This is a genomic window from Weissella diestrammenae, assembly GCF_014397255.1.
GTDB classification, from domain to species: domain Bacteria; phylum Bacillota; class Bacilli; order Lactobacillales; family Lactobacillaceae; genus Weissella; species Weissella diestrammenae.
In genome coordinates, this window is sequence record NZ_CP060724.1 from 1,438,886 (window position 1) to 1,460,589 (window position 21,704).

Sequence of the window (21,704 nt, forward strand, 5' to 3'; positions counted from 1 at the left end):
AGTCTGCAATCACTATGGTCATTGCATGTATAAATGGTAAAATATAAACAAGAATCATGAAGTAATAGTCAGTTGCCGCACGACAGGATATAGACGCAAATATAAATGAATTAAGCCGTGCAGAATAACAAACGCAGCCTTGATGATTAAGGAGGATATCATGCCAGAATTGCCAGAAGTTGAGACCGTTAGGCGAGGCCTCACACAATTAGTCGTGGGGCATATCATTGAAAGTGTCGAAGTTCGTTGGGAAAAGATTGTTGGGTTAGATACGGCGGCTTTTAATCAACAGATAGCTGGGCGAACAATTGAAAAAATTGATCGTCGTGGTAAGTACTTGCTGTTTCGTTTAAGTGGCGAGAAGACGTTAGTCTCACATTTGAGAATGGAAGGGGCGTACTATACTGTTCCGGCCGGCACGCAGCCGGGGAAACATGATTTAGTGACTTTTCATTTGGACCAAGCTGTTGACCTGTTTTATCGTGATACGCGAAAATTTGGACGCATGAAACTAGTGGCTAATTCAGATGTGATGCGGGTGGCCGGGTTAGCAACAATCGGTCCTGAACCAACAGCCGATACTTTATCGCTTGAATACATGCAAAAAGAATTTTTACATAAAACGGCGATTAAGCCCTTTTTGCTAGATCAAAGTCATATTGCTGGCTTAGGAAATATTTATGTTGATGAAACGCTGTGGCAGGCAAAAATTCACCCATTACAACCAGCTAATTCGCTCAATATAGAACAATTAGAAACGTTAAGAATGTGCATTATTCAAGAGTTGGCACGCGCAACGGATCATCATGGAACGACGGTTCATTCCTTTACTACCGCGTTTGGACACGCTGGAGAATTTCAAAATGAATTGCAGGTGTATGGCCGAGTTGGACAGCCGTGCTACCGCTGTGGTGCAACGTTAGTTAAAATAAAAGTGGCGCAACGCGGGACAACTTTTTGCCCAGTATGTCAAATACTTCATTAGTTAAATAGGAGTGATAAATGATTAAGCTAGGATTAACCGGCGGGATTGCGACAGGTAAGTCAACCATTGCAAATTATTTACGCCAAAAAGGAATTTTAGTCATTGATGCTGATCAAGTCGCACGAGATGTCGTTGCACAAGGTATGCCAGCATTACAGGAAATTGTGCAAAAATTTGGTGCTGACGTGTTGATGGCAGATGGTACATTGGACCGGAAGAAACTTGGTGAAATTGTCTTTAACGATGCCAATCGGTTAGCCGAACTCAATCAAATCATTCATCCAAGGGTTCATCAAATGATGCAAGAAAAGGCGAAAAAAGCAGAAATGAATGGGGCGCAATTGATTGTTTTTGAAGTACCATTGCTATTTGAGACGCATAATGCCTTAAATGCTTCGCCTGTCATTGTTGTCACGACGCCAATTGATACGCAGATTAAACGATTGATGTTACGGGATGGGTTGAGTCGGATTGATGCGCAAAAGAGATTAGATGCACAAATGCCAATGCAGGAGAAAATGGCATTGGCTGATTATGTGATTGATAATGGACAGACTGTGTCAGAGACATACCAGCGCATTGATGAAATTTTACATGAACTTGAATAAGAGAGGACGTGCCTTATGCCGTTTGACATGAAACAAAAATATCGAATAATCAGTCAAAGCCGACTTGAAAATGAGCAGGTGCAAGTATTAACAAATCTATATTTGCCACTCATTGGTATGGAAGCATTGACGCTGTATCTGACGCTGTTGGGCACACTTGGTACAGATTCAGAATTACATGAACATACCGCGTTGATTGACCAGATGAATTTATCCGCCCCCAAATTTTTACAAGCACGGAGTAAATTAGAGGGCTATGGGCTGATAAAAACTTTTGCCCAAGAACTAACGACGACAGTGCAGTGGGTGTATATGATTTTTTCACCACTGTCAGCGGCAAATTTTTTAAATGATCGGTTACTCGTGCAATTATTGCGCTCATATCTAGGGGCAGAAACATTTGATCGGTTATCTGACACCATGTTAATTAAACCACCAGAAGTGACGGGTAAAGATGTGTCAAAAGGTTTTTTTGATGTGGTCAATGAGGAAAATTTCAGCTCTGATTTTAAGATGAAGCCAATAGAGCAACAACCAACAGGTTTTGAATTGGCAAAAGACATTAATCGGCCCCAAATTGATATTGATTTATTGACGAATCTATTACAAAGTTTTGGTGTCAGTCGGACTGAACTGAAAAAGTATGAATCAGAACTAATGCTCATGCAACAATTGTATAATTTAGATGATATGATGTTGGCTCGTATTATTCAGGCACATGTGACTTCGAACCAAACGATTGATATAGCTGGCATGACACGTCAGTTAGCGGTAGATTTCCAGCAAAAGCAGATGACTAATGAAACGGCTCATTCAATTGAAGCTGTGGAGACGTCTGAACCCCAAAAAGCAAAGCCATCTACCAATAATCGACTGATTGATCAAGCAAATCAGATGAGCCCGTTAGAATTCCTAGCAGACATTCGTGAACAGATGGGCGGTATTGTAACGGCAAGCGAACAACATGCCATTGAACAGTTGATGCGATATGATAAATTACCAAAATCAGTAATCAATATGGAACTGTATGTATTAGCTGTCAAGGAGAAACGGACCAGTTTATCCAAGGCATTATTAGAGGCAACCTACACGGATTGGGCGCAAGCTAAGTTGAAATCACCAATTGATGTGATTAAATATATTCAGCAACGCGATAAAAATCAACGCCATCAAAGAACAACAGGGTCAACACGCCAACGTCAGGTACCAGTTCGGGAAACAACACCAGATTGGGCGCATCAACCAACTGTTGAAATATCTCAATCAGAACAAGTTGACTTAAATCGGATGTTAGCCAATATGGCAGCCAAGCGCAAAGAAAAAGAGGGCAAATAAGTGTCAGAGAAAAAAATACCATTCCCCAAAACTGCAAACGATGTTGGGCAAGCCATGCAAGACATTATGCAACAGCCTAAGATGCAGGCTGAATATTCAAAGATTAAATCGGAAATTCTATCAGACAACGAAATCAGCGCTTTTATTAAAGCGCATCAACCTGAATTGTCATCTGATATTTTTGAACGTGATTTAGCGACAATTTATGAATATTACTTACAACGTCAAAAAAGTAAAACGGGCCAATCAGACGTTCATCCGGGTTATACACCAGAATTGTTATTTGTTGAAGGGCAAGTTGTCGTTCAGTATCGTGCGACGGAAGCTACGATTAATCTGCATAAAAAATTACGTGCTGCAAGTCGTGTGCAATCCATTGGGATGCCCAAGCAACTGAAAAACGCACAGATGGATGATTTTAGTCAAAGTGATGCGGGTATGACAGCCGCTGTGATGGCAGTCGCACAATTTATTCAAGCTTATGTTGAAAATCCTAAAGATTTTCATCAAGGACTATATTTGCAAGGACCGTATGGTGTTGGAAAAACCTATTTGATTGGTGCAATGGCAAATCAATTGTCGTTTGATGATATCCAAGTTATGTTGATTCACTATCCAACATTTGCAGCCAATATGAAAGAGGCTATAAATGACCCTAGTAAGAAGATGGACGATGTACGTTCAGATATGAGAACTGCGGAAATATTAGTCTTAGATGATATTGGCGCTGAAACGGATGGCTCTGGATGGATTCGAGATGATGTGTTAGGTGTTGTATTGGACTATCGCATGCAAAATGGGTTAACAACGTTCTTCACCTCTAATTTTTCAATGAAACAATTAGAGGAAGAACATTTTGCGATGTCTAACAAAGGGGTGGAACCTGTTAAGGCTGCCCGTTTGATGCAGCGAATTATGTATCTATCAAAGGAAGTGCCGGTCAATGGACCAAATCGTCGACTTGAAGCTAAATAAGAATAAAATCATTCACCGTCTTATACCTTGGTTGATACTGGGTGTGGTAGTGCTAGGCGCTTATTTTGCCCTACGTTCAGATGCGTGGTTTTATCAAAAACCTGTCGGACAGGTTATTAGTGTCAAAAAAATAGCACAAAATCATACGACGGATACGTATGACAATCATGCCACTGTGACTGATCAGCAAGTATTAGTGAAAATATTAAATCGGCGCCATCAATCACAAATAACGATATCAAATACGTATGACACGAGTCAGGTATTAAATCAACAACTCAAAGTTGGCATGCAAATATTTTTAGACCATCAAAGTCATCAAGCATGGGGGTTCAAAAGTGTAAAGCGTGATGCGACATGGCTACCTTTTTTGGCTTTTATTTTTGGTGCCTTAATGATTCTCATGCGCCGTGCTGGTCGGCTGACAATTCTATCGGTTTTGCTGAATACTATCATCTTTAGTTTAACGATTTGGTTTGATGTTAATTTTGGTTCGGGTGCGATTGTGATTTTGTTTCTGGGCTTTGCGATTTTTGTAGCTATTTTAACGCTTGGTTTAGTAATGGGATTTAGAAATCGACAAACTTGGGTTATCTTTGCAACGGTAATGACAGCAACGCTTGCGGCATTGGGCCTTGCTATGCTCGTTTTTTGGATTACTGGCAAGCATGGTCTTCATTTGGAACTACTTGAATTTATCACGCAATTACCGGGACCGATGTTCTTTGCAATGACCTTAGTGGGTGTCTTGGGTGCGGTTATGGACGAATCGACCGATATGATTGCGACATTGTTTACGCTAAAAAAAGAAACGCCTAATGTGACTTCGACAACCTTGATTCAGGCTGGCCGAAATGTTGGTCAGGAAATATTTGGTGCGTTGATTAATGTGTTATTATTAATTTTTATTGCAGCACAGATTCCAATGGCCATTTTATATCTTCGGAATGGCAATAACATTGGGTACACGTATGACATGAATATGGCGTTAGGGATGACACAAACATTAATTAGTGCCATTGGAATTGTTTTAACTGTTCCAGCAGGTATTTTATGGGTGTTGATTGATAACTGGTTTGCACGACGAGTGAGGGAAAATAAATGACAGTTAATTTGCTTTTAGCTTTGATTTTATTGAGCTTGATGGTGCTAATTGGTGGGTTAAAAGGCGCAGGCGCGTTTTTGAGCCTATGGATTAACTTCGGTGTTTTGTTTGTCATGATCATTTTGATTAATTGGGGCTTCAATATTTTTGTGGTCTTAATGACTTGTAGTATTATCGTTTTAATGGTGACAATTTTAAGTACCGGCGCGGATGAGGAAACGATTTTAACGGCCGTACAAACCAGTATTATTGTGATGGTTATTTTGATGGTGATTATTATTCCGATGCAAAGTCTTAATGAGGTACAAGGGTTTGCCGTTGAAAATTCAGAAGAATTAGAAGGGCTAACACTACAGGTAGCAGTGAGTTTTGTTAAAATTGGTATGGCAGCGGCACTGCTAGCAACCTTGGGGGCAATTGCTGAAGCTGCTGTTGCAATCGCTTCTGGGTTCTTTGAATTAACCAAACATCATCCCGATATGCCAATAAAAAAACAATTACAAATGGGACAGCATTTAGGAGAACAGATTATTGGGACAGCAGTGAATACAGTTCTTTTTGGATTTATGGCCGATTTTTTAAGTTTGGGAATCATGTTTGTTAAGTTGAATTATAGTTTTGCGGATGTGATTAATAATAAACTGTTCGTCGCGACAATGCTGTCGATGCTGTACGCATTTTTAGGTATCATCTTAGTTTTACCAATTACGCTGATACTCATTCGGCTTAAATATAAAAAAACAGACAAAAATAATTAATTTATATATTTTGTGTTTTTTTGGTAGATGCGGCACGATTATGAAATTAATCGCAATTTTACGCCATTTAAATATTAAAAACATGAGATTTTGATGTCCAAATTGACTGTAATAAATGCGGATGTTAAGAAATAAAAAGTCGATAATATCGGGATATCCTTGATAAAAATTAGAATTTTATGCTAGAATGAGTAAGTTACTAAATTTGAAGATTTAAACAGAATACTAAAGTTAGGTGGGAGACTAGTATGAGTAGGATCCTTGTGATTGAAGATGAAGTAAATTTGGCACGTTTTGTTGAGCTAGAATTACAACATGAAGGTTATGAGACATTTACTGCAGATAACGGCCGTACAGGACTAGAAGCGGCACTACAGGAGGACTTTGATTTAATCCTGTTAGACTTGATGTTGCCTGAATTAAGCGGTTTGGAAGTTGCTCGCCGGTTACGTGAGGCTAAAAATACACCAATTATTATGATGACAGCTCGTGATTCTGTCATTGATCGGGTATCTGGGTTGGATTATGGCGCTGACGATTATGTCGTTAAGCCGTTTGCGATTGAAGAATTGCTGGCCCGTATTCGAGCATTACTACGGCGAATTAATATTGAAACCGAGGAACATGCGAGCCATCAAAGCGTTGTTAAATATCGTGACCTTGTCGTTGAGAAGGAAAATCGCATTGCACGTCGAGGCGATGAAATTATCAACCTGACAAAGCGGGAATACGAATTATTGTTGATTTTGATGGAAAACATTAATGTGGTTCAATCACGTGAAGATTTACTTGCCAAAGTTTGGGGATATGATGATAACGTTGAAACCAATGTTGTCGATGTTTATATTCGTTATCTGAGAAACAAGATTGACCAAAATGATTCACGAGCATCATACATTCAGACCGTTCGTGGTACTGGTTATGTAATGCGTCAGTAAATGTGAGGAATAATTCAATGGATAGACTAACCATTGTTGAAGAAACACCAAAGCAAGTTAAAGGGATGTCACTAAAGTGGAAGTGGGCTCTTGGCTCGGCTGTTGGTGTTTTTTTAATTTTTATTGCTTTTAGTTATATGATTGTGATTGCTTTTTCAAAGCAAATGTTACTAGATGAAAGAAATGAAGTGCGACAGTCATTGCAATTAGTCGAGCGGCGACTAGAGAATTTATCGGAAGATGAATTGTTGCCAGCAACGATTGATGCAGCATTACGGCCTCAGGGGCGCATTGACGAAATAGGGAATGATACAGGATTTGCATCACTGGTGCGGCCTGATTTTAATGTTAGTGTATTTAACAAAAATGATGCTCGAGTTTATCCCATTGATGGCAAACAAATTAAAGCACAGGCAGTTGGCAAACAATCAGTTCAGCAAAAAGTAATTGCTGGTAAAGTGATGCTGATTGGCCGCGTACCGTTGTATGATCATAACGGTGACACCATGGGAACGGTAGTCATAGAGAATCATTTAATCGGCTTCAACACGCTCTTCAAGCATATTTATTTAATTATCATATTAATGATGTTGCTCGGATTAATCTTTATTGCATTGTGGGGCTATTGGCTGGCAGATTATCTGTTGCGACCAGTCGAAAGTATTCGAGCTGTCGTCAACGCCATGCAGGCTGATCCGCAATCGCAAAAACGAATTGAGAGCGAGGGTCGTCGACATGATGAGTTGACCGACTTAGCGGAATTAGTTAATCAAACGTTGGATCGAATGCAACGTTTTATCTTGGCTCAACATCAATTTGTGGAAGATGTCTCACATGAGTTACGTACGCCAGTGGCAATTGTTAAAGGTCATATGGAATTGTTGAATCGTTGGGGGAAGGATGATCCTAAGGTGTTGGACGAGTCCATTGCTGCATCATTAACAGAAATGACACGCATGCAAGGTTTAGTTCAAGAAATGTTGGATTTAACTCGTGCTGATCAGGTTGAGTTATCTTTTAAAGATGGCGATACTGATGTCAAGCAAGTCGTGACAACCGTCTTTAATAATTTTAAGATGATTCATGGTGATTTCTTATTTATGCTTGATGATGATTTGAAGCAACGTACCATCGTTAATATGTCGCGAGATCATTTAGAACAAATTATGATTATTCTTTCTGATAATGCGGTTAAATATTCACAGATGCGAAAAGAGATACATTATTCAATCTCAAGAACACCTGCTCAAGTGCAAATTGCGGTACAAGATTTTGGTGAGGGAATTAGTCAAGCGGATGCTGATCATGTTTTTGATCGTTTTTACCGCGTTGATAAGGCTCGTTCCCGCAAGCAAGGTGGCAACGGCTTAGGGTTGAGTATTGCACAAAAATTAATTGAGGGATATGGTGGGAAAATCGTACTTGAATCGGCTTTAGGACATGGTTCTGTGTTTAGAATTACGCTACCAATCAAAGAAAATAAATAAGAATTCAATCAAAACGCTTACAAAATGTCAATTACTTTCAATTAGTGAGTAAAAATAATGTTAATTGTTTCACTTACGTTGTATAATGTAGTCATACGCAATGTAAGCGTTTTATTATACTTTGGAGGCCTTAATTATGAAAGTTGCAGTTATTGGATGTACACATGCTGGTATTTTTTCTTCACGTGAAATTCTGAAGAATAATCCTGATGCAGAGATTACAGTGTTTGAACGTAATGATACTGTGTCATTCTTGTCTTGTGGAATTGCTTTGTGGGTAGGTAATCACGTGTCATCTTCTGAGAAGATGTTTTACGACTCAGTTGCAGCAATGCAAGCTGATGGCATTCAAATGAAGATGCAACATGATGTGACAGCCGTCGATTTGGCAACTAAGACGTTGACAGCTGTTGATCTGAAAACAAATGAATCGAAAACTGAGACGTTTGATAAGATTGTGATCACAACTGGGTCAAAGCCTGTTATGCCACCAATTCCTGGTATTGATGGGGCAAATGTTTACAAGTGCAAAAACTGGGATGACGCTAAGGCAATTAAAGAAGCTGCCAAGTCAGCTAAAAGTGCCATTGTGATTGGTGCTGGTTATATCGGTGCCGAATTGGCTGAACAATTCTCTGTTAATAATATCAAGACGACATTGATTGATGGATTAGACCGTGTGTTAGCTAAAAACTTCGATAAAGATATTACTGATGAAGTTGAAGCACAATATCAGGCACACGGAGTGACATTGGCTTTGGGACAAATGGTTAAAAGTTTTGAAGAAACTGAAACTGGTGTTAAGGTCACAACAGACAAGGGCGTATATGAGGCTGATATCGCAGTCTTAGGGATTGGATTCTTGCCACGTACTGATTTGTTTACTGGACAAGTTGATATGATAAAAAATGGTGCGATTATTGTTGATAAGTATATGCAAACATCTGTCAAAGATGTCTATGCAGCTGGTGATTCAGCTACTGTTTTCTATAATCCAACACAAAAGGATGATTACATTCCACTTGCCACTAATGCTATCCGTCAGGGGATTTTAGTTGGAAAGAACATCAATACCCCACAAGTGGCTTATTTAGGAACACAATCAACTTCAGCTGTTGAATTGTACGGTTATGCGATGGCTGCTTCTGGATTGAATCAACAATTAGCTGAGGCACGTGGTATTACTGGAATTAAAGAAATCACGATTGAACAAGACTATCGGCCTGATTTCATGTTGACAACGACACCTGTTCGCGCCACGTTGACTTGGGATGAAAAGACGCGTCAAGTTCTTGGTGGGTCATTCTACTCAAAGCATGATATTTCACAAACAGCTAATGCTTTGTCACTTGCAATCCAAAATAAGATGACGATTGATGATTTGGCAATGTCTGACTTCTTATTCCAACCAAACTTCAGCCAACCAATTAATTTCTTGGGTGCCGTGGCAATGGCTGCTGCAGCTGAATAAGGAAAACATTGAGTGACTAATCAAAGAGGCTTTAGGCGTTGTTGAGTCATTTAAATTAAAAAAGCTTGTTAGTCTCATTCGAGATTGACAGGCTTTTTTGATTGTCTAAAATGAAATGAGGTTATATATGAGTAACCGTTTAGTTGTCATATTAACGTCGTACATATGTCAAACAAATTCTGTCAATGCGAATGAATTGGTATGACACGATTTATTGACTGTAGATCAATTTTTCTGGTGGAGCTAAGCACAGGATACTGAAATTTTAAAATGAGTCAAATTGAGACAAGATATATTTAATTTCTTCACAAAAATGAAATTGAAACGCGGTATGATTGTATATACTAATAATATAAAAATAGGGGCGAATTAATGGGTGAATTAAAAATTGAGAATTTGCATGTCGCAATTGATAATCAAGAAATCTTAAAAGGTGTGAATTTAATTTTGAAAACAGGGGAAGTTCATGCAATTATGGGACCAAATGGGACAGGAAAATCTACTTTGTCACAAGTCATTATGGGGTACCCAAATTATGAAATTACGGCTGGAACAATGAGCTTGGATGGGCAAGATATCACACAAATGACAATCGACGAACGTGCACGAGCAGGTCTTTTTTTGGCTATGCAATATCCGGTTGAAGTACCTGGGGTGACTAGTTCGGATTTTATTCGAGCCGCTATAAATGCACGGCGACCAGTTGACCAGCCAATTAGTATTATGGCGTTTATAACAGAATTAGCAAAAAAAAGTGAATTGTTGGGAATGACGTCTGACATGACTGAACGTTATTTGAATGAGGGCTTTTCTGGTGGTGAAAAGAAACGAAATGAGATACTACAAATGTTGATGATTGCACCTGAATTTGCAATTCTCGATGAAATTGATTCTGGGTTAGATATTGATGCGTTAAAAGTGGTCGCAAAGGGTGTTAATCATATGCGAAAGACAACTTTTGGTGCACTGATGATTACCCATTATCAGCGACTCCTTGATTACGTTGTACCTGATTTTGTTCATATCATGATGGATGGACGCATTGTAACAACTGGTGATGCGGATTTAGCAAAGGCATTAGAAGCAAGTGGTTATGCAGGATTACGTGATCAATTGGGTCTAGATATCATTTTGACTGATGAGGATATTTAAATGGCAGAGCAAGCATTTTTTTCAGATGAAAGTATACAGCAACAACAAGTTGCGGTGCTATCAGCTGCAAATTCAGAATTGGTCGTGTCATCAGATTCGAATCGACCAATGCGTATTAACATCAAACAAACTGACGAACAAAGCATAAAGGTCACTATTGGGCAGCGTGTTAAACGTGACCTCATCATGTATTATCAAGGTGATGGCACGCAACAATTAACAATTGATGTTACAATCGCTGCAGATAGCCAAGTTAATATGCTATTGCTTGTTTTAGGAACCGCACATGTTGGCATTAATATGACAACCCATTTAGCTGGTGAAGGTGCGCAGACGAATGCGTCAGTGATTGGTGTGGTTAAACAAAATCAATACCTTAAAATAACGAATCAAGTGATTAATGATGCGCGGCATACTATCGGTCATATTCAACAGCGAGGGATTGCGATGGACACAGCTAAAATTACATTTAATGGTATTGGTCATGTGAAAAAAGGTGCCGCAGGTTCTGATGCGCAGCAAGCATCAAGGCTGTTAATGCTTGATACATTGGCCACCGGAGAAGTTAATCCGATTCTATTAATCGATGAAGATGATGTTATGGCAGGCCATGCAGCTTCAGTAGGTCAAGTCAACCAAGACCAGGTCAATTACTTATTGAGCCGTGGTATTCCGCTTGATGACGCACAGCGACTGGTGACACGCGGCTTCATCACTCAGACAATTAATCATTTGCCACAAGGCTGGCAAAATGAGATTTACACTGAAATTGAAAGGCAGTTGAATCATGAATGAAGATGCGTTTTTTTTAGCCATTCGGGATGATTTTCCAACGTTGCATCAGATGATTAATGATGAACCATTAGTGTATCTTGACAATGCGGCAACAACACAAAAACCGAAAGCGGTCATTAATGCGTTGGTTGATTTTTATACTAATGATAATAGTAATATTCATCGCGGTATTCATACTTTATCAGAGCGGGCAACACATGCTTATGAATTAGCTCGACATCAAGTGCAACAATTAATCCATGCCCATTCAATCGATGAAGTTGTTTTTACAAAAGGGACAACTGAAGGAATAAATTGGTTAGCAAGTAACGATGGCCCATTACATATTGAACCAGGTGATGAAATAATTGTGTCGATTTTAGAACATCATGCCAATTTCTTACCATGGCAACGTTTGGCAAAAAAAAGTGGTGCTATTCTGCGAGTTGTTGACGTGGATAAAAACGGTCATTTAGATTTAGATGCGTATGAACAACTATTGTCGCCTCAGACGAAAATTGTCGCCATGACAATGATGTCAAATGTGACTGGGCAATGTCCAGATATGAAACAAATTATAACTCTTGCGCATCAATATGGTGCACTGGTAATCGGTGATGCAGCTCAAGCAATTGCTCATTTTCCAATTGATGTTGAAGCGCTAGATATTGATTTTATGGTCTTTTCAGGGCATAAGCTTTATGCGCCACTTGGCATTGGTATTCTGTACGGTAAACGAGATTTGTTGGATCAGTTTGCACCGTTTGAAGTTGGGGGCGGCATTGTCAGTGAAGTGCGATTAAATCAGACAAAATTTTTAGCATTACCTTGGCGTTTGGAGGCGGGGACACCTGATATTGCTGCGGCAATCGGATTAGGGACTGCCATTTCTTACCTGCAGCATTTGGACCTCACACGTATTATGCAATATGAGCAGCGATTGACACATTATTTGCGTCAGGAATTAGCCAAGATACCAGTAATTAGTGTCATTGGCACAACGGGAACAAGCATTGTATCATTCAATTTTAATAATATTCATCCGCATGATGCTGCAACGGCATTTGATCAGTTAGGAATTGCGGTTCGAGCAGGGAATCACTGTGCACAACCCCTGATGACGGCTTTGAATTTGAATGGTACGTTGAGGGTGAGCTTGGCCTTCTATAATTCAGTAGCAGATATTGATCGATTAATCATTGGTATTAAGGAAGTTGAGGCATACTTTAATGGCACTCACTAAATTAGATCAACTTTATCGGCAAGTGCTGTTGACACACAGTCGCTATCCGCAGAACAAAGGTGAATTAACCACATTTACATGTTCTCAGTCAGGTAGTAATCCAAGTTGTGGTGATCAGATATCAGTTCAGGTGATGGTGAAAGAGGGTGTGATTAGTCAAATTGCTTGGCAGGGTAGTGGTTGTACGATTAGTCAGGCGTCAGCATCGATTATGACAACATTAGTGATTGGAAAATCAGTACAGGATACAAAAGCATTATGTCAATCGTTTTTTGATTTAGTGACGGGAGAAGAATGGGCACAACAAAATAGCCATTTATTAGGTGATGCCCAAGTTTTTTCAAGTGTGAAGAATTTTCCAGCGCGAATTAAATGTGCCACGTTAGCCTGGCATACGCTCAGTGCTTGTTTATAAAATTAATATGGAGGTTAATTGATATGGCAGAAATTGAACGAACAGCTGAGTTGTCAGCTACTAGGCAAGCAATTCAAAAAAAAGCAGCAGATGAGTTACAATATGCGGATGACATTGAACCAGTATTTTCAACTGGGAAGGGCCTGTCTGTTGAAGTGATCAAAGCTATTTCTGCGGCAAAAAACGAGCCTGAATGGATGCTTGAGTACCGTTTAGTGGCATATGAACAATTTTTAAAAATGCCAATGCCAGCCTTTGGTCCAGATTTGTCGGCTTTAAATTTTGATGAAATATATTATTACAATAAACCTGCTAGGGATAAGTACCGAGATTGGAATGATGTACCAGAAGCAATGAAAACCACCTTTGAGCGACTGGGCGTGCCAGAGGCAGAACGCCAGTGGCTTGCGGGTTCATCCGCTCAGTATGAATCAGAAGTTGTTTATTCACGAATGAAGGCTGAATTTGAAGCTCTAGGTATTATTTTTATGGACACCGATTCTGCACTCCAGCAATATCCTGAATTAGTGCGTGAATACTTTGGTACGATTGTTAAAATAGCTGATAATAAGATGACAGCACTGAATGCTGCAGTTTGGTCAGGGGGGACGTTTATTTACGTTCCTAAGGGCGTTCATGTTAATGTGCCTATCCAGTCATATTTTAGAATTAACACAACGAATGAAGGTCAATTTGAACGAACGTTAATCATTGTTGATGAAGGCGCACATGTGGATTACGTTGAGGGGTGTTCAGCACCAATGTATTCAGGCGATGCACTCCATGCTGCAGTGGTAGAAGTGGTCGTCAAAAAAGATGCTTATTGTCGATATACAACCATTCAAAATTGGTCAGATAATGTTTATTCGTTGGAAACAAAACGAGCGTATGCGTATCGCAATGCAACGATGGAATGGATTGACGGTAATTTTGGATCGAAGGTAACGATGAAATATCCAGCAGTCTATTTGCAAGAAAGTGGTGCTCGGGGCACAATGTTATCAATTGCTGTGGCTGGTGCAGGAATTCATCTTGACTCTGGCGCACGAATGATACATAATGCGCCGAATACATCGTCATCAATTATTTCTAAATCAATTGCTCACGATGGTGGTAAGACAGATTATCGAGGTGATGTTCGTTTTGTTGAAGATGCGATTGGTGCCACTGCCCATGTTGAATGTGATACCATTCTAATGGACGCGCAATCAGCCGCTGATACAATTCCTTATAATCAGGTGAATAACGGGCAAGTGACATTGGAACACGAAGCGAAAGTGTCACGCTTATCAGCTGAGCAACTTAATTATTTCATGAGTCGTGGTATTTCTGAGCGCGATGCAACCGCGATGATTATTATGGGATTTGCAGAGCCGTTTATTAAGGAGTTACCAATGGAATATGCAGTGGAACTGAATCGGTTGATGCAATTTGAAATGGCCGGCAGTGTCGGATAGACTTTGAAAGTGAGCGAGTTCTTTTATAACTGAGAAAGTAGGCACATGAACGAGATAGAAAATAATATTTGGCATGCTTTAACTATGGTTGAAGATCCAGAATTACGTTGTGATATTGTTAATTTAGGTTTGATTTATGGAGTGAAAGTATCCGAAAATGCGGTTATGATTACGATGACTTGGACAATGATGGGGTGCCCTTTGAGTGATTTATTAGAAAAACGAATCCGGCGTGCCGTATTAAATGTACCAGGAATCAAGAGCGTTGATTTGCATGTTGTTTTTGAACCAGCGTGGTCGAAAGATCGGATGACGCCATATGCAAGGCTGCTGTTAGGGATCCATTGACTATATCCTATTTATCGGAAAAATCTTATTTTTAGGATGTTTTAGATAGAATAAATGACCAAAAATTAAATAGTTTGTTAGTTAATTATGAATTCTATATTTTTATGACAGAATCCTTTTACAATATTGATATGGGAGCAAAAGCTTCTATACCCAATCCTTTTTCTCAGCGTTGCATTCAAATTTGAATGCAACGTTTTTTTAAAGTTTTTGTTGAATCTTAAGACGTTTTTTGAATGAATTGTGAAAAAGCTAAATGTCGATTATGGATTTGTTATGATTGAAGCAATAGTTTAATGAATCTGAAAGGCAGACTAGCAGACTAATGGAAGATTTACGAGCAATTTTTGGTGGTTTAGCCATGCTTGCGATTATTTATCGTAATGTACCGGCTTTGAAGGCCTTAAAGCGAGGCGAATTTCAACCAAATTCGCCAACTTTTTTCTTGTGGGCATTAATTTCCTTGATTGAAGTGATTATCATTTTACGACATCATGGTGGTTTTGGGGCAACTTCAATGGTTTTTACGGTTGTATTTTGTACATATTTTGGGATCAAAGGATTAAAAACGAGTCGTGAAAATGGTTTAGATTGGCCCTTTATTATCCTGATGATGTCAGGAATTGCAGGGCCAGTAATTCTTACTGGTTTAGGATTAATGAGCGAGAGCGTTTTGCTCGTTATCTTAGCAGTAATTGAGGCGCTCGCAATTATTCCGACATTTAGAAAGATTAAAGTGTCACCTTATTCTGAAAGCATTGCATTTTATGTTTGGAATGATATTTCGATGTTATTAAGTTGTTTTGCGGCTAGTTCGGTTACATTTAACACAGTCTTTGTACCTGTCATCTGGGTAATAATCATGACGGGCGCTATCATATATATTTTGATTTGCCGAAAAAAAGTTCCACAGGTAGAGATGTAAACGGTATTTAAGGATATATATCAATCAATCGCGCATACGTATTTTTAAAAATAGGCGAAATTAACCATGAACGTATTAATTTAGTATAATTAAGAAAAGAAACTAAATTAATATTCTGAGTTTTGCCTAGTGAGTAGCGAAAGGAATCTAAAATGAAACCGATTTTAGAAGCGTTGAGAGATACTGATAAATCCTATCAGCAAGTACTAAAAAAAATCACAATGGCACAAAATGTGACCATAGCGGAGTGGCAATTGTTGGCAAATGTTGCCCAACAGTTTGACACGCAGGATAAACTGAGCTTGGAAACCCATTTAGACAATTCAACATTGTCCCGTCAATTGAATTCGTTAGTAAAAAAAGAATTAGTTAATCATGTTGCTGTCGGACATGATCGGCGGCAGCTCATCTACGAAGTAACTGATCAAGGCGAAGCGGTGTTATCTAACGTTCAATCAGCATATGATAACCTAGAAAAACAGGTTTTTTCTCTGTGGGCGACCGAGGAAAAGTCGATGCTACAGATTCTATTGAATCGTTTGGATAAATCGGTCACTAAATTAAAGTAGGGTGTCTACAAAAGGGGTTATCATGGCCAAACATGTGGTTGTTATTTCATTAGATGCACTTGGTTTTTCGGATGTAAAAAACCGATTACAGTTTTTGCCAAATTTGGCTGCTTTGATCAATCGTGGCACTTGGGTTCGAAAAGTTCAGGGTGTTTATCCCAGTGTGACTTATCCATCGCATACCTCAATTATTACAGGTACTTATCCTAAAAAACATGGCATTATCGATGCGACGTTGAAACAGACTGAACGTATTTCGCCAGATTGGTTTTGGTACGCTAAACAAATTAAGGTACCAACGGTCTACGATTTAGCGCGCGAGGCAGGCCTAACGACGGCTGCTTTTCTGTGGCCAGTAACTGCTGGAGCAAAAATTAATTGGCATATTGCAGAGATATTTCCGAATCGGATTTGGACGAACCAATATCTAACATCGTTTAAGGCGAGTACCCCTTTGTTTCTATTGGGTATGGAACGAAAATATGGTCATTTAAGACGTGGTATTCAGCAGCCTGAGTTGGATCAATTTGTGACCGCAGTTGCCGCTGATACACTGATTAATCATCGGCCTAATTTGACCCTTATTCATCTTGTTGACTTAGATGCCCATCGCCATCGCTATGGTGTGCGATCACAACAGGCAATCGACGCCTTAGATCGATTAGATCAACATGTTGGGACGCTAGTGGCGGCAACGAAAAAGGCAAATATTTTCGATGAAACTGATTTTATGGTCGTTGGGGATCATTACCAAATGAATGTTGATCAAATGATTCATTTGAATATGTGTTTTGAAGCCATGGGATGGTTACAAGGAACGAACAATGGTCGCGTGCGACGTAATTGGCAAGTTTTGGCGAAGCATGTTGATGGCGCAAGTTATATTTATATTAAAGATGGGACCTTATTAGATGTGGTGCGCCATACAATCAAAACTGTCCCAGGTATTCGTTTGATTATTGAACATGCGGAATTAGTTGAATTAGGTGCTGATCCACAGGCTAGCTTGATGGTTGAGGCGGCGGACGGATATTACTTCACCGATGAAACACATCGTCCAGCAATTGTGGAAGAAGTGACAAACGATATGCTATTGGCGGGTGAACCTGATCGTTATAAAGCGACGCATGGTTATTTACCAACGCATGCAGATTATGCGACAACTGCTATTTTTGCAGGTCCAGATATCAAGGCCCAGCAAAGATTAGATTTAGATGTTGATTTAACTGATGAAGGGCCGACAATGGCCGCAATGCTTGGATTAAAGTTTACAAATAGCATTGATGGGCACGTGATTTCGGAAATTTTCAAGTAAGTGTGATGATTGTGGTATGCTTATCATTGTATGTCTATTTTGGGACAATCGCATTTTTGTAATTTTTGGCAGATAGTTGTCACGTATTTCAAGTTGACTTTCTTCATTGTTTCGTTTGTTTAGAATGCTGCTGATAAAAGGTTTTATATTGCATGGAGAGAGGCAATTGTAAAAAATATTGATTTTCTGTCTATGAACTAATAATAGATAAGCGTATAATATTATTATGAATAATTAGATTATATGTCTTAAATAGACGTGTTTTAGATAGAAAGTGAATTAATTGACTATGAAAATTGCGATTGTGACGGATTCAACGGCAACAATTACAAAAGAAGAAGCAGCACAATATGGAATCAAGGTGATTCCAATTCCAATTATCTTGGATGGTAAAGTGTACAAAGAGGGGCAAGATCTTACTACGAAACAGTTTTACGATATGCTCAAGACATCGGAATCATTTCCTTCAACGTCACAGCCAGCAATTGGTGAATTACTTGAGATGTATGAATCATTGAAGGCTGATGGTTATGACCAGGTATTGTCGATTCATCTGGCATCAACAATTTCTGGATTTGTGAATAACATTAAGTCAATCGATGATAAAATTGAGGGCTTAGAGGTCATTCCGTATGATTCTAAAATTACAGTTAGATTAATGGGATGGCAGGTGTTAAAAGCTGCTAAAATGGCACAAGAGGGACATTCTGTCGCAGATATCATTGATGTGCTTGATCAATTAAGTGCATCAATTGATGAATATTTTGTGGTTGATGATTTAAATAATCTAGTACGCGGCGGACGCCTATCAAATGCTGGTGCGGTTATTGGTACAATGCTGAAAGTAAAGCCAATTTTAACCTTTGATGACGAATCAAATTACATCGTACCGTTTGAAAAAGTACGTTCAATGAAAAAAGCACAAAAACGCGTTGAAGAATTATTTAATCAGGCCCTATTGGCAGCGGATTATCCAATCATACCTTTGGTTATTCATGGCAATGATCCAGTTGCCGGTGAAAAATGGCGTCAAGAATTAGAAGAAAAATATCCTGAACTAGAATTTGAACTTTCGTATTTTAGTCCCGTTATTGGGACACACCTAGGTCAAGGTGCTTTAGCACTCGCATGGATGCGCGATCCAGAGAGTTTGTAAACAAAGGAGTAAATTGAGACGATGTCAAAAGTGAAAATTGTAACGGATTCAACCGCAGTATTAACGACTGATGAAATTGAAGCATTAGAAATTACAGTTGTGCCATTGACGGTTATGATTGATGATGTGATGTATGAAGATGGTGTCACCATTACTAGAGAAGATTTTATGGATAAAATGGCGGTTGCTAAGAATTTACCCAAAACATCAACCCCTTCAATTGGTGTGTTCACGGATGAATACGAGCGTTTATTAGATGATGATAGTGAAATTATCAGCATTCATTTGACACCTGGTCTATCAGGTACCTTTAATACAGCTCAACAGGCCGCACAATTGGTGCATAGTGAGCGTATTCACCCCGTTGATTCTAAATTCATTGATCGGGCCCAAAGCTTCCAAGTCATTCGAGCAGCTCGGATGGCACAAGCCGGGGCTAGTGTGGCTGAAATTCTAGCTGATATTGAACAAACAAGCGAAAATACTGAACTTTATTTAACGTTAAGTTCACTAGATAATCTAACTGCAGGTGGCCGAATTTCAAAAGCAACCGGGTTCATTGGTGGTTTATTGAATATTAAAATTGGCGCACATGTTGTAGATGGTGAAATTGAAGCTGAAGTCAAAGGGCGTGGTTCAAAGACAACCAAGAATTATTTAGATAAAATCTTGAACCAAATGCATGATACAGATGGTATTCAAATGATTGGTTTGTCGCATGCAGGTATTCCAGATGAAGCTGAAGCATTTGCTAAACGCTTGCGCGAAGAATTTCCTGATGCCGAATTGATGGTGCAACAGACAACACCAACGGTAGCGACACATACAGGGGTTGGGGCGTTTGGCTTTAGCTATTTAAAAGCATTTTAAATAATCAATGACTAGTGGAAACAACTAGTCTTTTTTATTACTGATGAGATGACAAGGTTTTAATATCTCGATTGGGATTTCTGATATAATTGAAACCATTAGATTAATGAAGGAGGCATTCATGAAAAAAAGAGTTGTTTTTTTGATGACCATATTACTTATGGGTTTGGTGGCACCAAATGTTGCCGCTAAAGCAAAGCAAAAAACACAAATTAACCTTGTAACAATTGGCGATTCACTAACTGAGGGTGTGGGTGATACAACTAATCAGGGCGGTTATGAAAAAAGAACGGCTAAATTATTGCAACAAACGTATCATTTGTCAGTTAAAACGACTAACTATGGTAAAGCTGGTGATCGTTCAGATCAGATTTTAAAACGTATTAAAAATAATCCAAGTGCAATTAGGGTGATAAAAAAAGCGGATGTAATCGTGATGACAGCAGGTGGCAATGATTTACAACAAGCATTGTTTCAATTAATGAAAACGAAAAAACAGACTGATGTTTTAACACAACTTTCTGATAATCAAAGTGATTATCAAAAACAACTTACGAAATTAACTGATTTTGTTCGGGAAACTAATCGGCATGCACCACTATTTCTATTCGGTAATTACAATCCACTATATGTTTACTTGGCAAATCGTAGTGATTTAAATCAGGCTGTGCAGTTGTACAATGGCATTAATCAAAAAGTAATCACTAATATGAAAGATGCTTATTACGTGTCAATTTATCAGACCTTAACATTTGGTCAGTACCAGAATAAAAAGGCACAGAAGAAGCTCGTACAAGAAGCAGATTTGGCATTCCAAGGGTCAACTAAGAATAAAGTCGTTGAAAAGACGCTGAGTTCACCTGAAAAAGAAAAAAATCAATATATTACTGAAGAAGATCATTATCATCCAAATGATAAGGGCTATGACAAAATGAGCCAAGCACTTGTTAGAAAGATGCTTGCACATAAGAAAGATTGGTTATATCAATAATGCGTCATCAATTTACAAAAGAACAAAAACAAATTAGAAATCAAGGCCTTCTTTGGGGGATTGGTGGGACTCTGATTGCAGTGGTTTTGCTTTCAATCGTATTGTTACTCTTGCCACAGAATCAAGCAGGCACCAAGGATGTTAAGCCAAATATTGCTGATGCTGCAATGGAAGTTAGAATGACTAAAACAAATTTAAATGCTTGGTTAAATCAGTATCTAAATAATGACCCTGATTTAAAAGGTAAATTTAGATTTGAGATGGCTGAAAAATCAATGATGGTTTATGGTACTGAAAGGTTATTAGGACAACACGTTGACTATGGGATGAAAATGACTCCGAGTGTGACTAAAAATGGTAATTTATTATTACATGCTGATTCTGTTGCAGTGGGCCAGTTACCGTTACCCGTTAAATATGTCATGAGTGCTTTAGGTGACCATTTAGACTTACCAAAATGGGTGACGGTCAATGCGCATGACCAGACGATTCGAATTAATTTAAATCAGATACCAAATCAATCAGGTCTGAAATTTAAGATAGAAAAAATAAACATGGAAAAAAATCAGTTTATTTTTAGAGCGGGGTTATCAAACTAATGCGACGATCGTTTTATCAATGGTTAATGACACAGCGCGATCCAGTTACTCATGATGAAGTGAAACAATTTGCAAACAACGCATTTTATGATCAAGCGTTTCCAAAGCAAAGTGATGATTTTGATAGTCTCTCACGTTATTTAGAGGAAAATGGGAATTACTTATTGTCAATGGACATATTTGACGCGGCATGGCGTCTTTATTTGGCATCAGAAGAATAGAAAGGCA

At 38.9% G+C, this 21,704-nt stretch carries 23 protein-coding genes; all 23 read left to right on the forward strand.

Annotation, left to right across the window (positions count from 1 at the left end):
- The first annotated feature begins 160 nt into the window (after nucleotides 1-160).
- The 23 genes from mutM to H9L19_RS07250 all read left to right on the forward strand — a co-directional run bounded on the left by mutM (nucleotide 161) and on the right by H9L19_RS07250 (nucleotide 21,697).
- Nucleotides 161-985 (forward strand): bifunctional DNA-formamidopyrimidine glycosylase/DNA-(apurinic or apyrimidinic site) lyase, encoded by an 825-nt coding sequence (gene mutM, locus H9L19_RS07140; RefSeq protein ID WP_187528972.1) that lies wholly within the window; start codon nucleotides 161-163, stop codon nucleotides 983-985.
- Between the two features lie 17 nt (nucleotides 986-1,002).
- On the forward strand, nucleotides 1,003-1,593 hold the full coding sequence (gene coaE, locus H9L19_RS07145; RefSeq protein ID WP_187528973.1) for a dephospho-CoA kinase: 591 nt from the start codon (nucleotides 1,003-1,005) through the stop codon (nucleotides 1,591-1,593).
- Between the two features lie 27 nt (nucleotides 1,594-1,620).
- Nucleotides 1,621-2,928, forward strand: coding sequence for a DnaD domain protein (locus H9L19_RS07150; protein ID WP_187528974.1), 1,308 nt, complete (start codon nucleotides 1,621-1,623; stop codon nucleotides 2,926-2,928).
- A complete protein-coding gene (gene dnaI, locus H9L19_RS07155) occupies nucleotides 2,929-3,903 on the forward strand; it encodes a primosomal protein DnaI (RefSeq protein ID WP_243198162.1) in 975 nt (324 codons plus the stop codon). It begins immediately after the preceding gene.
- Entirely contained in the window at nucleotides 3,872-5,008 is a 1,137-nt protein-coding gene (locus tag H9L19_RS07160; RefSeq protein ID WP_187528975.1) for a YibE/F family protein, read from the forward strand. Before dnaI ends, H9L19_RS07160 begins: the two co-directional genes overlap by 32 nt.
- Nucleotides 5,005-5,766: a YibE/F family protein gene (locus H9L19_RS07165; protein ID WP_187528976.1), complete on the forward strand. Its 762-nt coding sequence runs from the start codon at nucleotides 5,005-5,007 to the stop codon at nucleotides 5,764-5,766. The genes H9L19_RS07160 and H9L19_RS07165 overlap by 4 nt, the downstream gene beginning before the upstream one ends.
- Nucleotides 5,767-6,014: 248 nt before the next feature.
- Nucleotides 6,015-6,704 carry a response regulator transcription factor gene (locus tag H9L19_RS07170; protein ID WP_187528977.1) on the forward strand — a complete coding sequence of 230 codons (690 nt, stop codon included), beginning with the start codon at nucleotides 6,015-6,017 and terminating at the stop codon, nucleotides 6,702-6,704.
- A 17-nt stretch (nucleotides 6,705-6,721) separates the two neighbouring features.
- Complete coding sequence (locus tag H9L19_RS07175; RefSeq protein WP_187528978.1) at nucleotides 6,722-8,191, forward strand: HAMP domain-containing sensor histidine kinase; 1,470 nt, start codon at nucleotides 6,722-6,724, stop codon at nucleotides 8,189-8,191.
- A gap of 136 nt (nucleotides 8,192-8,327) precedes the next feature.
- A complete protein-coding gene (locus H9L19_RS07180) occupies nucleotides 8,328-9,662 on the forward strand; it encodes an FAD-dependent oxidoreductase (protein ID WP_187528979.1) in 1,335 nt (444 codons plus the stop codon).
- A gap of 372 nt (nucleotides 9,663-10,034) precedes the next feature.
- Nucleotides 10,035-10,814 carry a Fe-S cluster assembly ATPase SufC gene (gene sufC / locus H9L19_RS07185; protein ID WP_187528980.1) on the forward strand — a complete coding sequence of 260 codons (780 nt, stop codon included), beginning with the start codon at nucleotides 10,035-10,037 and terminating at the stop codon, nucleotides 10,812-10,814.
- Entirely contained in the window at nucleotides 10,815-11,609 is a 795-nt protein-coding gene (locus H9L19_RS07190) for a SufD family Fe-S cluster assembly protein (RefSeq protein ID WP_187528981.1), read from the forward strand. It begins immediately after the preceding gene.
- Nucleotides 11,602-12,831: an aminotransferase class V-fold PLP-dependent enzyme gene (locus H9L19_RS07195; protein ID WP_187528982.1), complete on the forward strand. Its 1,230-nt coding sequence runs from the start codon at nucleotides 11,602-11,604 to the stop codon at nucleotides 12,829-12,831. Before H9L19_RS07190 ends, H9L19_RS07195 begins: the two co-directional genes overlap by 8 nt.
- Nucleotides 12,818-13,246, forward strand: a complete 429-nt coding sequence (gene sufU, locus H9L19_RS07200; protein WP_187528983.1) for a Fe-S cluster assembly sulfur transfer protein SufU — start codon at nucleotides 12,818-12,820, stop codon at nucleotides 13,244-13,246. Before H9L19_RS07195 ends, sufU begins: the two co-directional genes overlap by 14 nt.
- A 23-nt stretch (nucleotides 13,247-13,269) precedes the next feature.
- Nucleotides 13,270-14,703 (forward strand): Fe-S cluster assembly protein SufB, encoded by a 1,434-nt coding sequence (gene sufB / locus H9L19_RS07205; RefSeq protein WP_187528984.1) that lies wholly within the window; start codon nucleotides 13,270-13,272, stop codon nucleotides 14,701-14,703.
- A gap of 45 nt (nucleotides 14,704-14,748) precedes the next feature.
- Nucleotides 14,749-15,051: a metal-sulfur cluster assembly factor gene (locus tag H9L19_RS07210; RefSeq protein WP_187528985.1), complete on the forward strand. Its 303-nt coding sequence runs from the start codon at nucleotides 14,749-14,751 to the stop codon at nucleotides 15,049-15,051.
- 325 nt (nucleotides 15,052-15,376) lie between these two features.
- Nucleotides 15,377-15,976 carry a hypothetical protein gene (locus H9L19_RS07215; RefSeq protein ID WP_243198163.1) on the forward strand — a complete coding sequence of 200 codons (600 nt, stop codon included), beginning with the start codon at nucleotides 15,377-15,379 and terminating at the stop codon, nucleotides 15,974-15,976.
- Between the two features lie 152 nt (nucleotides 15,977-16,128).
- On the forward strand, nucleotides 16,129-16,545 hold the full coding sequence (locus H9L19_RS07220) for a MarR family winged helix-turn-helix transcriptional regulator (RefSeq protein ID WP_187528986.1): 417 nt from the start codon (nucleotides 16,129-16,131) through the stop codon (nucleotides 16,543-16,545).
- A gap of 22 nt (nucleotides 16,546-16,567) precedes the next feature.
- Nucleotides 16,568-17,860 carry an alkaline phosphatase family protein gene (locus H9L19_RS07225; protein ID WP_187528987.1) on the forward strand — a complete coding sequence of 431 codons (1,293 nt, stop codon included), beginning with the start codon at nucleotides 16,568-16,570 and terminating at the stop codon, nucleotides 17,858-17,860.
- Nucleotides 17,861-18,149: 289 nt separating this feature from the next.
- Nucleotides 18,150-19,016: a DegV family protein gene (locus H9L19_RS07230; RefSeq protein ID WP_187529959.1), complete on the forward strand. Its 867-nt coding sequence runs from the start codon at nucleotides 18,150-18,152 to the stop codon at nucleotides 19,014-19,016.
- A gap of 21 nt (nucleotides 19,017-19,037) precedes the next feature.
- Nucleotides 19,038-19,886: a DegV family protein gene (locus H9L19_RS07235; RefSeq protein ID WP_187528988.1), complete on the forward strand. Its 849-nt coding sequence runs from the start codon at nucleotides 19,038-19,040 to the stop codon at nucleotides 19,884-19,886.
- 121 nt (nucleotides 19,887-20,007) lie between these two features.
- A complete protein-coding gene (locus H9L19_RS07240; RefSeq protein WP_187528989.1) occupies nucleotides 20,008-20,877 on the forward strand; it encodes a GDSL-type esterase/lipase family protein in 870 nt (289 codons plus the stop codon).
- A complete protein-coding gene (locus H9L19_RS07245; RefSeq protein WP_243198164.1) occupies nucleotides 20,877-21,476 on the forward strand; it encodes a YpmS family protein in 600 nt (199 codons plus the stop codon). Before H9L19_RS07240 ends, H9L19_RS07245 begins: the two co-directional genes overlap by 1 nt.
- Entirely contained in the window at nucleotides 21,476-21,697 is a 222-nt protein-coding gene (locus H9L19_RS07250; RefSeq protein WP_187528990.1) for a YozE family protein, read from the forward strand. The genes H9L19_RS07245 and H9L19_RS07250 overlap by 1 nt, the downstream gene beginning before the upstream one ends.
- Nucleotides 21,698-21,704: the final 7 nt, after the last annotated feature.

Excerpts from the sequence above, each read along its gene's own strand:
- mutM (WP_187528972.1), top strand. The coding sequence starts at position 161 with ATGCCAGAATTGCCAGAAGTTGAGACCGTTAGGCGAGGCCTCACACAA.
- coaE (WP_187528973.1), top strand. The coding sequence starts at position 1,003 with ATGATTAAGCTAGGATTAACCGGCGGGATTGCGACAGGTAAGTCAACC.
- H9L19_RS07150 (WP_187528974.1), top strand. The coding sequence starts at position 1,621 with ATGAAACAAAAATATCGAATAATCAGTCAAAGCCGACTTGAAAATGAG.
- H9L19_RS07160 (WP_187528975.1), top strand. The coding sequence starts at position 3,872 with ATGGACCAAATCGTCGACTTGAAGCTAAATAAGAATAAAATCATTCAC.
- H9L19_RS07165 (WP_187528976.1), top strand. The coding sequence starts at position 5,005 with ATGACAGTTAATTTGCTTTTAGCTTTGATTTTATTGAGCTTGATGGTG.
- H9L19_RS07170 (WP_187528977.1), top strand. The coding sequence starts at position 6,015 with ATGAGTAGGATCCTTGTGATTGAAGATGAAGTAAATTTGGCACGTTTT.
- H9L19_RS07175 (WP_187528978.1), top strand. The coding sequence starts at position 6,722 with ATGGATAGACTAACCATTGTTGAAGAAACACCAAAGCAAGTTAAAGGG.
- H9L19_RS07180 (WP_187528979.1), top strand. The coding sequence starts at position 8,328 with ATGAAAGTTGCAGTTATTGGATGTACACATGCTGGTATTTTTTCTTCA.
- sufC (WP_187528980.1), top strand. The coding sequence starts at position 10,035 with ATGGGTGAATTAAAAATTGAGAATTTGCATGTCGCAATTGATAATCAA.
- H9L19_RS07190 (WP_187528981.1), top strand. The coding sequence starts at position 10,815 with ATGGCAGAGCAAGCATTTTTTTCAGATGAAAGTATACAGCAACAACAA.
- H9L19_RS07195 (WP_187528982.1), top strand. The coding sequence starts at position 11,602 with ATGAATGAAGATGCGTTTTTTTTAGCCATTCGGGATGATTTTCCAACG.
- sufU (WP_187528983.1), top strand. The coding sequence starts at position 12,818 with ATGGCACTCACTAAATTAGATCAACTTTATCGGCAAGTGCTGTTGACA.
- sufB (WP_187528984.1), top strand. The coding sequence starts at position 13,270 with ATGGCAGAAATTGAACGAACAGCTGAGTTGTCAGCTACTAGGCAAGCA.
- H9L19_RS07210 (WP_187528985.1), top strand. The coding sequence starts at position 14,749 with ATGAACGAGATAGAAAATAATATTTGGCATGCTTTAACTATGGTTGAA.
- H9L19_RS07215 (WP_243198163.1), top strand. The coding sequence starts at position 15,377 with ATGGAAGATTTACGAGCAATTTTTGGTGGTTTAGCCATGCTTGCGATT.
- H9L19_RS07220 (WP_187528986.1), top strand. The coding sequence starts at position 16,129 with ATGAAACCGATTTTAGAAGCGTTGAGAGATACTGATAAATCCTATCAG.
- H9L19_RS07225 (WP_187528987.1), top strand. The coding sequence starts at position 16,568 with ATGGCCAAACATGTGGTTGTTATTTCATTAGATGCACTTGGTTTTTCG.
- H9L19_RS07230 (WP_187529959.1), top strand. The coding sequence starts at position 18,150 with ATGAAAATTGCGATTGTGACGGATTCAACGGCAACAATTACAAAAGAA.
- H9L19_RS07235 (WP_187528988.1), top strand. The coding sequence starts at position 19,038 with ATGTCAAAAGTGAAAATTGTAACGGATTCAACCGCAGTATTAACGACT.
- H9L19_RS07240 (WP_187528989.1), top strand. The coding sequence starts at position 20,008 with ATGAAAAAAAGAGTTGTTTTTTTGATGACCATATTACTTATGGGTTTG.
- H9L19_RS07245 (WP_243198164.1), top strand. The coding sequence starts at position 20,877 with ATGCGTCATCAATTTACAAAAGAACAAAAACAAATTAGAAATCAAGGC.
- H9L19_RS07250 (WP_187528990.1), top strand. The coding sequence starts at position 21,476 with ATGCGACGATCGTTTTATCAATGGTTAATGACACAGCGCGATCCAGTT.